Source organism: Deltaproteobacteria bacterium (assembly GCA_016180855.1).
Classification (GTDB): Bacteria; UBA10199; UBA10199; order JACPAL01; family JACPAL01; genus JACPAL01.
On the sequence record JACPAL010000014.1, the window covers coordinates 26,124 to 38,744 of the forward strand.

15 protein-coding genes, 1 tRNA gene and 2 rRNA genes are annotated in these 12,621 nt (G+C 50.6%); 8 read left to right on the forward strand and 10 right to left on the reverse strand.

From position 1 onward, the window contains the following. Positions 1–3: 3 nt before the first annotated feature. Positions 4–861, forward strand: coding sequence for an SDR family oxidoreductase (locus HYT77_07500; GenBank protein MBI2067842.1), 858 nt, complete (start codon positions 4–6; stop codon positions 859–861). A 10-nt stretch (positions 862–871) separates the two neighbouring features. Here the strand turns inward: HYT77_07500 and HYT77_07505 are convergent, their stop codons facing one another. Together HYT77_07505 and HYT77_07510 are read right to left on the reverse strand one after the other, a co-directional pair. Then, the gene (locus HYT77_07505; protein MBI2067843.1) at positions 872–1,441 is read right to left on the reverse strand and encodes a hypothetical protein; all 570 of its coding nucleotides are present in this window, start codon (positions 1,439–1,441) and stop codon (positions 872–874) included. A 44-nt stretch (positions 1,442–1,485) separates the two neighbouring features. Then, positions 1,486–1,557 (reverse strand) — tRNA-Arg (locus HYT77_07510). Between the two features lie 151 nt (positions 1,558–1,708). Here HYT77_07510 and HYT77_07515 point away from each other — a divergent pair. Then, entirely contained in the window at positions 1,709–2,125 is a 417-nt protein-coding gene (locus HYT77_07515) for a hypothetical protein (GenBank protein ID MBI2067844.1), read from the forward strand. Positions 2,126–2,208: 83 nt separating this feature from the next. Here the strand turns inward: HYT77_07515 and HYT77_07520 are convergent, their stop codons facing one another. The 5 genes from HYT77_07520 to HYT77_07540 form a co-directional block, all read right to left on the reverse strand. Then, the gene (locus tag HYT77_07520) at positions 2,209–2,631 is read right to left on the reverse strand and encodes a type II toxin-antitoxin system VapC family toxin (GenBank protein ID MBI2067845.1); all 423 of its coding nucleotides are present in this window, start codon (positions 2,629–2,631) and stop codon (positions 2,209–2,211) included. After that, positions 2,628–2,894, reverse strand: coding sequence for a hypothetical protein (locus HYT77_07525; protein MBI2067846.1), 267 nt, complete (start codon positions 2,892–2,894; stop codon positions 2,628–2,630). The genes HYT77_07520 and HYT77_07525 overlap by 4 nt, the downstream gene beginning before the upstream one ends. 73 nt (positions 2,895–2,967) lie before the next feature. After that, complete coding sequence (locus HYT77_07530; protein MBI2067847.1) at positions 2,968–3,105, reverse strand: hypothetical protein; 138 nt, start codon at positions 3,103–3,105, stop codon at positions 2,968–2,970. 79 nt (positions 3,106–3,184) lie between these two features. Next, positions 3,185–4,420, reverse strand: a complete 1,236-nt coding sequence (locus HYT77_07535) for a VWA domain-containing protein (GenBank protein ID MBI2067848.1) — start codon at positions 4,418–4,420, stop codon at positions 3,185–3,187. A gap of 36 nt (positions 4,421–4,456) precedes the next feature. Beyond that, positions 4,457–5,257 (reverse strand): hypothetical protein, encoded by an 801-nt coding sequence (locus HYT77_07540; GenBank protein ID MBI2067849.1) that lies wholly within the window; start codon positions 5,255–5,257, stop codon positions 4,457–4,459. Between the two features lie 134 nt (positions 5,258–5,391). On the opposite strand from HYT77_07540, the gene HYT77_07545 reads away from it, so the two are divergent. The 4 genes from HYT77_07545 to HYT77_07560 are packed head-to-tail and all read left to right on the forward strand — an operon-like array spanning position 5,392 to position 8,347. Then, positions 5,392–5,985, forward strand: a complete 594-nt coding sequence (locus HYT77_07545; GenBank protein ID MBI2067850.1) for a hypothetical protein — start codon at positions 5,392–5,394, stop codon at positions 5,983–5,985. Further along, entirely contained in the window at positions 5,982–6,611 is a 630-nt protein-coding gene (locus HYT77_07550; protein MBI2067851.1) for a hypothetical protein, read from the forward strand. The genes HYT77_07545 and HYT77_07550 overlap by 4 nt, the downstream gene beginning before the upstream one ends. 17 nt (positions 6,612–6,628) lie before the next feature. After that, entirely contained in the window at positions 6,629–7,606 is a 978-nt protein-coding gene (locus HYT77_07555) for a phosphotransferase (protein ID MBI2067852.1), read from the forward strand. Positions 7,607–7,630: 24 nt separating this feature from the next. Further along, positions 7,631–8,347, forward strand: a complete 717-nt coding sequence (locus HYT77_07560) for a nucleotidyltransferase family protein (protein ID MBI2067853.1) — start codon at positions 7,631–7,633, stop codon at positions 8,345–8,347. A gap of 9 nt (positions 8,348–8,356) precedes the next feature. On the opposite strand, the gene HYT77_07565 is transcribed toward HYT77_07560, so the two are convergent. Beyond that, positions 8,357–10,354 (reverse strand): DUF4215 domain-containing protein, encoded by a 1,998-nt coding sequence (locus HYT77_07565; GenBank protein ID MBI2067854.1) that lies wholly within the window; start codon positions 10,352–10,354, stop codon positions 8,357–8,359. Between the two features lie 299 nt (positions 10,355–10,653). On the opposite strand from HYT77_07565, the gene HYT77_07570 reads away from it, so the two are divergent. Beyond that, complete coding sequence (locus HYT77_07570; protein ID MBI2067855.1) at positions 10,654–10,866, forward strand: type II toxin-antitoxin system VapB family antitoxin; 213 nt, start codon at positions 10,654–10,656, stop codon at positions 10,864–10,866. After that, positions 10,850–11,263 carry a PIN domain-containing protein gene (locus HYT77_07575; protein ID MBI2067856.1) on the forward strand — a complete coding sequence of 138 codons (414 nt, stop codon included), beginning with the start codon at positions 10,850–10,852 and terminating at the stop codon, positions 11,261–11,263. The genes HYT77_07570 and HYT77_07575 overlap by 17 nt, the downstream gene beginning before the upstream one ends. A 686-nt stretch (positions 11,264–11,949) precedes the next feature. On the opposite strand, the gene rrf is transcribed toward HYT77_07575, so the two are convergent. Then, positions 11,950–12,066: ribosomal RNA gene (gene rrf, locus HYT77_07580) — 5S ribosomal RNA — on the reverse strand. 84 nt (positions 12,067–12,150) lie between these two features. Continuing rightward, positions 12,151–12,621, reverse strand: a 23S ribosomal RNA gene (locus HYT77_07585); the annotation flags it as partial.

Sequence of the window (12,621 nt, forward strand, 5' to 3'; positions counted from 1 at the left end):
TCAATGTTCCAACCAGGTCTTCTCAAAAACAAAACGATCCTCATCACGGGTGGAGGAACCGGTCTTGGCAAATCGATGGCACTTCGTTTTGCTGAACTCGGGGCCAATCTCGTCCTGGCCGGTCGTCGCGAAGAGGTCTTGAGGGAGGCATCGACAGAGATCAAAAACAAAGGGGCAAAGGTCTTTTTTAAAGCGGCTGACGTACGAAATTACGACCAGGTCGAGGCGGTCTTCGACGCCGCGGAGAAGGAATTTGGAAAAATTGATGTCCTCGTTAACAACGCCGCCGGCAATTTTATCTCACCCACGGAGTTTTTGTCCCCCAACGCCTTTAACGCGGTTGTCGGTATTGTCTTGAACGGCACTTTTCATGCAACACAAGCAGCCGGTCGCCGCTGGATTAACCAGCAGTGCGGTGGACGGGTTTTAAATATCATCACAACCTATGCCTGGACCGGATCGGCCTACGTTGTCCCGTCTGCCTGTGCAAAGGCCGGCGTCCTTGCGATGACCCGCTCACTCGCGGTAGAATGGGGCAAATACAAAATCAGGCTCAATGCAATTGCACCGGGCCCCTTCCCGACGGAACAGGCCTGGAAGAATCTCGTCCCGGAGGGGTTCGAGGAGAAATGGAGGAAGAGAATTCCACTTGGAAGGACCGGTCGTCATGAGGAGTTAAGCAACCTCGCAGCCTACCTTGTCTCCGATTATGCCGATTACATCAACGGTGAGGTCGCAACAATCGATGGGGGCGAATGGATCTCCGGCGCCGGTCAGTTCAACATGCTGACCGAGATGACCCCCGAGGATTGGGCCCTCATGGCAGAACGGGCCAAGGGGTCAAGACTAACCAAAAGCTGATCAACCATAATCACCACCAGTGCCATTCAACCCCTAAAGTCCCAAAAAGCGCCAGGCCGGTAAACTCTGAGATGACGGGCGAACCGCCCACCTCGAGCACCAGATTCAGATCGCCCGCCACCGGAAAAGTCGCCCCCAATCCCGTTTCTGCGTACAGGCCATGCTTGATGTTCGAGAAAAACGGTCCGAGCCCGATCAACCAATAGAGATCCAGCGAAGAGTCCGGTCCGGTCAAATAAAGTAGAGAGTCAAAAGAGCCGACCGCAATATGGGCCGAGGAGGAGGTTCCACCTGTTTTGACGGAATCAGGGTGCAAGAGATATTGCCCCCGTATATCCCAGCCCCAATGATCGGTCTGACGGCGTCCGATATGGAGCCCAATCCCGTACCCGTTGCTTCCGAAGGTCGGTTGACTCCTCCGCTCACGCGTCAGATCATTGAAGAGACGATAGCTGCCCGACAATCCCAAACTCCAAACAGGGGGAATCTCGGCCAAAACAGTTTGGTTTAAGAAGAAAACAAAAAATAAAATTTCAGAGAGAAAGACTTTTTTTTGCCACGATCTGAGAGACATATTCATAGAATTTGAAGAATAAGGTGATGAGCCTTTATCAACATTCTGTGTGCCCCCGGGCAGAATCGAACTGCCATCTTTGCCTTAGGAGTGCACTGCTCTGTCCATTGAGCTACGGGGGCCCTAACGGCTCTCCTAGAATACCTTAAATTACTTATCCCGCTCCAACGGGCAAGACAAAAAAGACGCACATCTCACACAATTTTTAACAACTTCTTGCCACAAGCTCTCGAGAAGACCACCAGAAACTGAAACAAACAATGGAGGTACCACATGGCGGACGTTAACCGATTGACCGGAGACATTGTTTCCGTATCAGCCTACGAAGTAACAGGGGAACCCCAAGCGATCCCACGGCAACAGGGACTGCAAGCCCCATCACTTCGGATCACCTCTGGGGTTTTTCAGATTCCAACCGTTTTAGGAGCCCCTGTATTGCTCGCCTCTTATGATTCTGGCGAAGATAGAGGCAGCCGAATGATGCATCGCTCTTTGGGAGGGGCAGGGATCGGTGCCCTCCTCGGTCTTGTCTTGGGCATCTACAGGGTCAGAAGAGATCCAGTGACTTCGCGCGAGGTATTTATAGGCATTGATGTGCTTATTGACGCTGCTCGTGTCGTCTTTTGGACGACCATAGGTGGAATTGGTGGGGCCATCGCCGGACAGGTCAGTGGGTATTACAGCAAGTAGTATTCAATGAAGCTCCGCCGCAAGACCGCGGGGTTTCTTGGCGGAGGCGGATAAAATTGACAGGTTCAATTTGTAAATCACTCTCAAAATTTCTGCACCCGCAATTCCGGAAATCTTCGAAAATCTGCATCATTGGTTAGCAATGTACAACCATGCTCGACAGCGACAGCCGCCAGATAGGCATCGGAAACAAGGTTGCCGGTCGCCTTTGATTCTCTCAGCATAATCGACATGATTTCCCAATGCCTCTCTCCCGGTTCTACCACCCGGCAGTGATCGAGCTCGAGCAGATTTTCAATAAACAAGAGGGCATCGTCCAAAAGACTCGGCTCCACAAAGATACGTTGATTGGTTACAATTCTTAAAAAACCGGTTAGTACAAAGCTGGTGAGTGCAAACGGAGAGAGGGAATCGGCCAATTTCTGGAGGGTCTCGGCCGCTTGAGTATGCTGAGGAGCATCATGCCGATGGGCATAAACCAGAAGATTAATATCCGGAAGGATCATGAACCCTTTTTGAACTCTTCCTCATCCAGATGATCGAGGATTTGGGAGGTTGACATGCCCCAGCTAAAACCCGGCATTAATCCTGCCTTGCCGGCAAAGGTCACTAGCTGAAACGATCGCCTCTTTCCCTTCTCTCTCTTTTTTTCCGTTAAAGCGGAGCGAAGGAGTTCATTGAAGACCACCTTGGCAGTCTTCTCTGACTCTTTGATTTTCTTTATGATTTTACGACTGACATCATCATTAAGCGTAATGGTGGTTCTCATTGATGCTATGATGCCACAAATTGATGCTTATGACAATGAATTTCTTTTCTTTAATTCTAATGTGATCTTTCCACTATGGGATCAAGCGAAACGACGCCAAGATTTGGCTCAACACTTTTTCTGCTTCCACACGGCTTAATCGCCCCGCCAATTCTTTGTTTTCAAGAAACGGATCCAAGCCAAACTCCTCAACAAGAAAGAGATGGCTCATAAATGAACACCTTCAGTACACACAGTCATAATCGATCACCTTCCCATTTTTTAGTAACCGGCCAATAAACCGATCGATTTCATTCTTCTTTCCTTTTATTTTTTCTATCCCTTCTTCGCTTCCAATACCTATAAATCGCCCAGAGCAAAAGGAGGATCAGGAGCAAAAGTATCCCAAGCCCACACCCTTTTTGCTTGGGCGACATCTCCGGCGTACAGCTCCCTCCCCCGCCAAACATAAAAAGGCCGCCACCTAAGCCAGCTCCCGCCCCGCCTCCTCCTTCTTCTTCCCCCTCGGGCTCGCGGATCTTCATCTCGCCACCACGGCCGATCTTTTCTTCGAGCGTCTTCGCCAGCTCCTGGCAATATTTTATGTTCGTGAAGGTCCCGCCAAACTCTTTCGCCAAATCCTTCATTGGTTGTTCGAACCCCTCTTTCACATCAAGCCCGATCACAGAAACCTCCAAGGCGAATCCCTTGTTGGCGACATCCCGCGCCGCGATGATCGGGTCATGGCTGCAGGTGTCTTCGCCGTAGGTGATGATAATGAGCTTGTGCAGACGGTCTTTGCGTGGGGCAAAATCAAGCTCAGTCTGGACGATGGCGTAGGAGAGCGGTGCGGAACCGACCGCTTGAAAACCTTTGACAAGCTCTGCCACCTTTTCTTTCTGATCCCTACCGAACGGCAGGAGGAGATCCGAATCCCACCCGCAATTATCGTCAAACAGGGTTTGGGGATGCCGCCCAAAGACACGAAGTCCGATCTCCTGTTCCGAAGGCAATTGGGAGACGACATTCAGGAGCGCATCTTTTGCGCAGTCAATCCGCTTGGCCGCGCCCATCAACATCTCCAACTCCATGTTTCCGGAGAGGTCGACCAGAAAATGAATATCCGGTCTTGGCGACTCCCCGACCGAAACTCCAAACTCAGCCACAAATTTGGTCGGAGAGAGACGTCTCCCCTCATGCGCCACAAGACCCTCTTCAACCGGTACCGTCTTGACGGCACACCCCTGGTTGACGGCGGTATAGGGGGGGCCTTTGAGGAAGATCAGATAACTCTTGTCGTCGACCACAATCCCATAAGGACATTCCCCGCTGTAACTGTGAACCTTGAGTTCCTTCTCCTTGATAAACCCCTTGAGGGTCTGATCGACACGAACCAGAATTTCCGGAGAAATCTCTTCAGGAATCCCCGGCTCGGTGATATTTTTTATTTTTTGGCCGACAATAATCAGATCGGCCTGCTGGATGGTCTCTTGAAGCCCCAAGGTCGACTCGCACGGTTCGCAGGACCAAGCGGACCGGGCAAGCAAAGACAAGAACATTAATATCAAAAATGGCTTCACTGATTATTTGGTCGGCTGCGCCGGTAACTGCTGCATCTTGTTCAACTGATCCATCATCTGCTGGAACTGCTGCATCCCCTTCTGCATCTCCTGTTTCTGCTGTTCGTTCATCGCCGGGATCGGCACCACCCCCAACTGTTGGTTTGCGCCGGGCTTTTCATTCATGTTGATCAGGATTAAGGTCTTCCCATCCTCCGGCGGGGTTGCCACGATCGAGACCTGCCTCTGCCCCTTGATCCAGTTGCTCATCGGGCTGGGACCGAACACCTGCGGGGTCTGATCTTCCTGCCACCCCCGTTCCGGCATCGCCTGCCGGTAAAAATCGGCCACCTCGGTCATCGGCTTGTCGGTCTCCAGATGAAGCGACTTGTTCGGCCCCATCAGCATGGAGCCGCTCACGGTGGAAGGCTGAAAGACCGGGATGTCGGCCGGAAAGTCACGTGGGACATCACCGGTTGGCTTGGTGGCAAAAAGAGTCTGGCCACTCTTATCATCCTTCACTGCTATCCCGCCGGTCTTCAGATTGAAATCGATCGGGATCCCGGCCTCCTTGAATCCCTTTTCCAAAGCCTTTTCAAAACGCTCTTGATCGAACTCCCCCTCTTCCTCATCATCCGGCCCTTCTTCACGACCGGTCACGAGATGACCTGCCTTTTCAGCAAAATACCCCTTGACCATTTTTACACCGATCCCGGCCATCACACTGACACCCCCCCCTACAACGACAACCCCAATAACCGCTTTTAGCCAAAGCGGTAACTTCTTCTTGGCAGCCTCAACAATGACCGGTGGTATTTCGCCCATGCCCCTTCCCCCCATTCTAAACAGGCGGTGAGTTTATCAGAAATCAGATGGAGTGGCGACAAAATTATAATCTGTTCGAATCAAAAACCTGCTCGACGTTACCGCCTGAAATCGATATAATTGGGATCGTGGGGATGGATGTAGCGTCATCAAATCTGCTCCTTTTCTTCAGGGAGAGAATTCGTGAGGCCCTCCAGAAGCAGAGGCTCAAAACACCGGAAGGGGTCGAGTTTTACCTCGTTAACCTGCTTCAGGGTTTTTCAAAGGCCGATGAGCTTTTTGCTCCACAACTTTCCGACTACAAACAAAGGCCTCTTGCTCTCATGATGTGTGAAGCTCTCCAGGCGGGGTTGTATCAGAAGATCGCCCTGCTCAAGAAGGTGGGAGACCTCTCTCTCTTTACTGCAGGCTTCTTCCCCGATTCCCTCAAACGCCATCTCGTCGATGTCGACTACTATGTCCAAATGGGGGGGGCCGCCTACGGCAATCTTTCCCAGCTCATGAACCGGGAGCCGGCTTTTGAGGAGATATTCACAGAGTTGGCGAGCCGATTTATCTCGTATGTCGATGTCCTGTCCGAAGTTAGTGAAAAAACAGATTTTATGTCAGACAAGGATATCCTTCGACTCTATGAGACCTGGCTTAAAACAGGCAGTGAGCGTGCCAAACAGGCGCTGTCCGAAGAAGGCATTCTGCCTATTGCGGAGGTTCCGCTCAAAAACCAATGACCATTCTGGCCCATCTGCAATCACAAATGGAGGAGTTATACAGCCGTCCCCATGAGTTGTTTGTAGAGGATTTTCTGATCGATCCCAGAAAGATCCAGCCCATCGAACGGGAAGAGACACTCTTCATTAAGGAACGAGACGGACTCATTGAGATCGGCCTCTATATTGATCCAAAAATTTTCGAAACCTTAAAGAGGTTTCCGCCTGAACAGAGACTGTCCGGCTCCAATCTCGATTCTTTCTGCACCGCGGTGGAAGGAGTCAGCCATTTTCTCATGGTGAGCTATCGCATCCAGCAAAGACAGCCAATTTCACTCCTTGAACTGGAGCTTCAGGGAGAGATCGACAAATACCTCTTCTGCCTACTGACACTCGAACGCCAAAAACGGGACGAGCCACTAAGAGAGCTTAAGAATACCCTTTTTGAGAGGTTCAGTCTGTTCCAATCATTGGCGGCGGAAGAGCAAGATCGTTACCATCTTGCAAACCGGTTAGCCCACCAATACTGCCGAAAGCTTGAAAAGCTAACCCACCCCTTCGAGCGCGGCCACCTCCTGAAGGAGGCGCGTACTTTCCGCCAAAACAACCTCCAGGGAAAGATCCATTTGTTGACAAACCGAGATTGACAGAACAACCTGATCCGATGGAACTCCAAAAACTGCATGGAGATGCTTCAAATCGAGTCTACTATCGTGGAAAGGATACCGATGGCAAAAGCTACGTCCTCATGCAGCTTCCGGAAGGAAACGCCTCTGTCTCGGAGGAGATTACCAACCTAAAAAAAACTGGCAAGGAACTCCCTTTTCTCAATATCGGAAGCTACCTTAAAAACTGCGGGCTTCCGGTCCCTGAGGTCTACCACTATGATGAACCGTCACGCCAGATCACCCTGGAGGACTTGGGGGACTTACCGCTCGAAAAACTCCTTCAACAAGCCGGAGAGACTGAAAAGATGAAATGGTATCAAAGGGCCATTGATCTGCTGATCCGCTTTCAAAACTGCCCCCGTCCTCTTGATAACTCCTGCCTTCTTTTTGAGCGTTCGTTTGATGCCAGACTTTACAACTGGGAATTCGATCATTTTCTTGAGTATGGCATCGAAGAGCGGTTTTCCTTTAAGCTGAAGTCTGATGAGACCGACCTCTTTCATCAAGAGACAAAAAAAATAACGGCAGCTCTTGTCGAGTTGCCGCTGGGCCCGACCCACCGCGATTTCCAGAGCCGGAATCTCATGGTCCAAGGAGAGACACTGCGCCTTATCGATTTTCAGGACGCACTGCTGGGGCCTGCCGTCTACGATTTGGTCGCCCTGCTCCGTGACTCTTACATCTCTTTGGCTGAGGAAAACGTCCAGAGACTCCTGGACTACTACCTGGAGAGGTCGACCTCTCCGCCCTCCAAGAACCACCTTCATTTCAAAAAAATGTTCGACTGGATGACGATTCAGCGAAAACTCAAGGACGTCGGACGGTTCATCTATATTGACCGAGTCAAAAAAAATCCAAATTTTCTCCCTTTTATATCACCTAGTTTAGGTTATGTCCGGACCGCCCTGGAGCGACAACCGGAGTTATCAAGCTTATTCGTTTTGCTAAAAAAATATGTCCCTGAATTTAAATGACACCATGAAAAATGGAGATCCCGTATGAAGGCGATGGTCCTTGCAGCCGGTTTTGGTGTTCGCCTCCGCCCGCTCACCCTGACAACCCCCAAGGTGCTTGTCCCGGTTGAGGGGCGACCGTTGATCTCCTATCCCCTACGCCTCCTGGCCAGATTCGGATTTAAAGAGGTCATTATCAATCTCCACCATCTTGGGGAGAAGATTGAGTCATCCCTCGAGGATGGAAAGGCGTTTGGAATCCGTATCCGCTATTCCCGAGAAAAGTCGCTGCTTGGGACGGGAGGGGGAATCCGTCAGGCAAGTCCGCTCTTTCAAGGAGAACCCGTGTTGGTGTTAAACGGAGACATCCTAATCGATCTGAATCTAGAGGATTTTATCCGTTTTCATGAGACCCAAAAAGGGATTGCGACTATGGCCTTAAGATCCCTTGAAATTCCTTCGCCCTTCACACCGCTCACAATGAATGCAGAAAACCATATCCTGCAGATAGGGACCTACGCCGCTCAAGATAATTTCATGTATACGGGGGTGCAGATCCTTGAGCCCCCCTTCTACGAGAGGCTCCCCCTTCGGGAGAGTTGTCTCATTCAGGAAGGTTACAAGCCAGTGCTGCAGTCAGGGGGGCGGGTCTACGGCTATCCCTATGATGGCTATTGGAATGATGTCGGGACCCTGGACCGACTCAAGGAAGTCGATAGCAATCTCAAGTCCGGCAAGATTGCACTCAAATATCAATCCTAACTCACCTGTTTAAAGGCAAAGTCCATCTTCACAGCCATCAGGACATAGAGTCGTTGCCGATTCCGCAGGTCGCCCATCGATACCACACTCGTACTGAATGAGCTCAAACGAACCATCAACCCTTGTCCTGCAGAGATCATGCTGGACGACACAATCGCCGCCCGTAACGAAACCAGATGTGGTTGCAGTTGCCGTCGTGCGGGAGCAGGAGCAAGTAGAAACACAGGCCCCCTCAACAACCCCGGGTGGATCAATACAAACCTCTCCTGGATCGCAAGTCTCAAGGACCCACAGTGAAATTTCGTCAGAGCTGTCATCACAGTGATTTTGCCAAACACCGGTTCGCTCAGGGTTACAAAAATCTCTCCAAGTATCAATTCGCCCATCGCTCCACGCTACAGTCGTTGTGCCAGGCAGATCAGAGTCATCAAGCGTGTCGGTATCGGTGCATTCGCTCGTTACAGGATCACCCGGAACACAGGCCCCCTCAACAACCCCGGGTGGATCGTAGCAGGTCTCACCAGCACCACAAGGCGTCAAGACCCACGGTGAAATTTCGTCAGAGCTGTCATCACAGTGATTTTGATAAACAGCACTTTGGTCAACATTGCAGAAATCGGCGGTAACGTCCGTCCGCCCATCACTCCATGCCACCGTTGTTCTCCCAGGCAGATCAGCATCATCTGTCGTATCGGTATCGGTACAAATACTTTCCGGCAGAGGATCATCGACACACGCCCCTTCCTCACAGGGGACCCCCTCTTCACATCCATTGATACCGACGGTAATCTCTCCGTCATTTCCACAGATAATGTACCGAACCGAATCCTCTGTTTCACAACGACTAATATGGGTTGAATCGGGATATTCTCGAAGCCTCGTCCCGGGTTCGAGGGACGCCGCCTCAGGATCTGCACAATCTTCAATGATTGCATCCGGGATACGACAGGCGTTGGTACATAAATCGTCATCGATCAAGTTTCCATCGTCGCAGTCCTCACCCAATTCTACAATCTCATTCCCGCAAACGGGGGCCGGCAAACAATCTCCTCCACAGGTTGGCTCATCATAAAAGAGTAAACAGACAGCCGGTTCTGCAGAGACCGCCTCGCAGCTCCCCCCGACACTACAGGCATAACAGGTAACGAGTTCAGGGTCCGGCTCGGTGATCGGTTCATCTGACTCACAAACGGCGCTACAGCCATCATCGGAGACCAAATTTCCATCATCACACTCCTCCCCCCTCTCAAAGACTCCATTTCCACAGGTTGAAGGACAGTGGTAAGAGGTAACCGATCGAGAACTTAAAATGCATTCAATCACACAGCGATTGCTACAACCATCACCAGAGACTTCATTCCCATCGTCACAGGTCTCATAAGCCTCTATCATTCGATTGCCACATTCCTGCATTTTACAATCAAAGGTACAACCATCCCCTGATCGCTGATTTCCATCATCGCACTCCTCTCCATTCTCCAAAATGCCGTTGCCACAGTTGTGCTCAAAGCGGCATTGAGGAGTACAACCATCCAGAAAGATATTATTGCCATCATCGCATTGTTCATCCCCCTCCACTGTACCGTTACCACAGTAACTAAAAAAACCGTCAAGACACGGGAAGCAGATCGTCGTCCAGTCGATATGGCAAAAGGAACCGATACAATTCATCTTCCACAGACTCTTGCTCGGCAGTCCGATCATCGTCATCTGATACTGACCTTTTGATAACTTTTTATAGGAGAGGCCTAATTTCTTATTCCCTTTCTTCCAGACAAAAGAAGAGCGCTTGGTATCAAGGGAGGTACAAACCGGTTTAGAGTCCGAATCAATTTTTTCACAAAACTTCCCCGCGCCAAGATCCAATGTGAGTTCTAATGGCAACCCAACTTTTTTTTGAGTTGAAGAAACAATTTTTCCTGCCTCTTTTCTAATGGCCACTCCGGAGACGGGTAAGAACAGGATCATCATGAAACAGAGGACAAAGGCCCGATTTGTTGTTTTCATACTCCCTCCTTCAAATACGGGTATTTATCGCAATTTCACGAACAAGGTTTCGATGTAATTGCAGATTCTAAAAAATGCGGCGTACGCCTCAAGAGTACAGTTTTTCCACGGTAATGCACAAAAAAAGAGCCCCAATCTTCTTTTTTCGAAAATCGGGGCTCAAATTAATTCCTGCAACATCCTACTCTCCCAACGCATCGAGGCGCTAGTACCATCGGCCCCATTGACAATCCCCTTCCATTTGGTAGTATGTGTAAAGACTACACACGTTGAGATTTGAGAAAGGAGAGCATATCAATATGCCAACAAATCTTGCTATCGACGACAAACTGCTCCGCCGGGCAGTTCGAGTAGGTTCTCTAAAAACAAAAAAAGAGGCAGTGACGATCGCGCTCAAGGAATTTGTGGAACGCCGCGAGCAGAAGAAGATCCTCGGCTCCTTGGGCACCATCCAATTCCGAAAGAATTGGAATTACAAAAAAGACCGGAGATTGAATGAACATCATCGTTGATACTTCGGTCTGGTCACTTGTCCTCCGGCGCCGACAGGTCAATGAAAAGGATCCTTATGTCGTGGCCTTCCGAAGTCATATCGACCGTTCTGACGGTATTCACCTGACAGGAAACATCCTTCAGGAATTGCTGGATGGTGTGGCTACCGATGTCGATTTTGAGAAACTGGTGAGGCTTCTGGATCCATTTCCCCTTGTTCCTCTAAAAAGAGATTCTTTCATCCAGGCTTCAAAGTTAAGAAGCCATTGCCGGCGCAAGGGAATTCAGGCGAGCCCTACCGATTTTCTGATTGCAGCTTGCTGCATCGAAAATGGTTATCCCCTGCTGACCTCAGACCATGACTTTTTGAGAATTGCAAAACACTCCGATCTAACTCTCCTACCCATCCAACCTTAAAAAAGTACCCCGCCTTCGAAATCGAAGATGGGGTTCAAATTTTTCTTGCCATTTCAGGGGGGGGGGGGGGGGGGCAACTTCATTCAACAAAGAGGAGTCCTTATGAAGAAAACAGTCATCTGCATGGCGGTCTTATTAGTGGCCACCCTTTCGGCCTCTTCATTTGCCAAATCGGCAAGGAGGGGAAGTGAATGCCCTGTCTCCTGTCCGCGAGGACCGGCCGGGCCTGCAGGACCAGTAGGGCCAGCGGGACCATCATCGGATCTTATTTATATCCGCGTGTCGCCAAGTGGGGAGGTGCCGTGTATCGACACCACTGGTCTTGATGTCCTAAACTGCGACTTGTCGGTTTCTACTGTCACGTTCAGTGCATTTTGTGAACCAGGTGATGTGGGACTAACAATTCCAGGTAGCTATCTCTACACAGGAGGAGATTATGGAGCTACTGTAGAAAGAGGAAGCGAGTACGGGGTCGGTTACTACACAAGAAGTGGCTCAGCATTTTTGCGCGTCATCTCAAACCCATCTGCCTACTCGACAGCTGTGGCCTCGGGGGCCAGAGTGACTACGCGCTCGGTCCGCGCTTTTAAGGTCTGCATAGACACGGGTGCCTCACTGATCCCTTGATCAGATGATGGATTTCAAAAAAACCCCGACCTTCGAAAGAAGATCGGGGCTCAAATTAATTCCTGCAACATCCTACTCTCCCAACGCATCGAGGCGCTAGTACCATCGGCCCTGAGGGGCTTAACTTCCGAGTTCGGAATGGGATCGGGTGGAACCCCCTCGGCATGGTCACAGGAAACTTTTTAGCACAAAGAACAGTTGAGCGCTCAAGAGGCTGTTCACACCGGCCCACCTTGGGTGGGCCGGTGCAACAGAAAAACATTGGTCAAGCCGATCGACCAATTAGTACGGCTTGGCTGAACGTATTGCTACGCTTACACCTGCCGCCTATCAACCTCGTAGTCTACAAGGGGTCTTATCCACCTTGCGGTGGAGGGAAATCCAATCTTGAGGCGAGTTTCCCGCTTAGATGCTTTCAGCGGTTATCTCATCCGGACATAGCTACCCAGCTTGTGCCACTGGCGTGACAACTGGTACACCAGAGGTCCGTCCATCCCGGTCCTCTCGTACTAGGGACAGCTCCTCTCAAATTTCCTACGCCCACGGAAGATAGGGACCGAACTGTCTCACGACGTTCTGAACCCAGCTCGCGTACCGCTTTAATGGGCGAACAGCCCAACCCTTGGGACCAGCTTCAGCCCCAGGATGCGATGAGCCGACATCGAGGTGCCAAACGAAGCCGTCGATATGAACTCTCGGGCCTCATCAGCCTGTTATCCCCGGCGTACCTT

Bases quoted from the DNA above. Each gene is read 5' to 3' on its own strand.
- HYT77_07500 (MBI2067842.1), top strand. From the start codon at position 4: ATGTTCCAACCAGGTCTTCTCAAAAACAAAACGATCCTCATCACGGGT.
- HYT77_07505 (MBI2067843.1), bottom strand. From the start codon at position 1,441: ATGAATATGTCTCTCAGATCGTGGCAAAAAAAAGTCTTTCTCTCTGAA.
- HYT77_07515 (MBI2067844.1), top strand. From the start codon at position 1,709: ATGGCGGACGTTAACCGATTGACCGGAGACATTGTTTCCGTATCAGCC.
- HYT77_07520 (MBI2067845.1), bottom strand. From the start codon at position 2,631: ATGATCCTTCCGGATATTAATCTTCTGGTTTATGCCCATCGGCATGAT.
- HYT77_07525 (MBI2067846.1), bottom strand. From the start codon at position 2,894: ATGAGAACCACCATTACGCTTAATGATGATGTCAGTCGTAAAATCATA.
- HYT77_07530 (MBI2067847.1), bottom strand. From the start codon at position 3,105: ATGAGCCATCTCTTTCTTGTTGAGGAGTTTGGCTTGGATCCGTTTCTT.
- HYT77_07540 (MBI2067849.1), bottom strand. From the start codon at position 5,257: ATGGGCGAAATACCACCGGTCATTGTTGAGGCTGCCAAGAAGAAGTTA.
- HYT77_07545 (MBI2067850.1), top strand. From the start codon at position 5,392: ATGGATGTAGCGTCATCAAATCTGCTCCTTTTCTTCAGGGAGAGAATT.
- HYT77_07550 (MBI2067851.1), top strand. From the start codon at position 5,982: ATGACCATTCTGGCCCATCTGCAATCACAAATGGAGGAGTTATACAGC.
- HYT77_07555 (MBI2067852.1), top strand. From the start codon at position 6,629: ATGGAACTCCAAAAACTGCATGGAGATGCTTCAAATCGAGTCTACTAT.
- HYT77_07560 (MBI2067853.1), top strand. From the start codon at position 7,631: ATGAAGGCGATGGTCCTTGCAGCCGGTTTTGGTGTTCGCCTCCGCCCG.
- HYT77_07565 (MBI2067854.1), bottom strand. From the start codon at position 10,354: ATGAAAACAACAAATCGGGCCTTTGTCCTCTGTTTCATGATGATCCTG.
- HYT77_07570 (MBI2067855.1), top strand. From the start codon at position 10,654: ATGCCAACAAATCTTGCTATCGACGACAAACTGCTCCGCCGGGCAGTT.
- HYT77_07575 (MBI2067856.1), top strand. From the start codon at position 10,850: ATGAACATCATCGTTGATACTTCGGTCTGGTCACTTGTCCTCCGGCGC.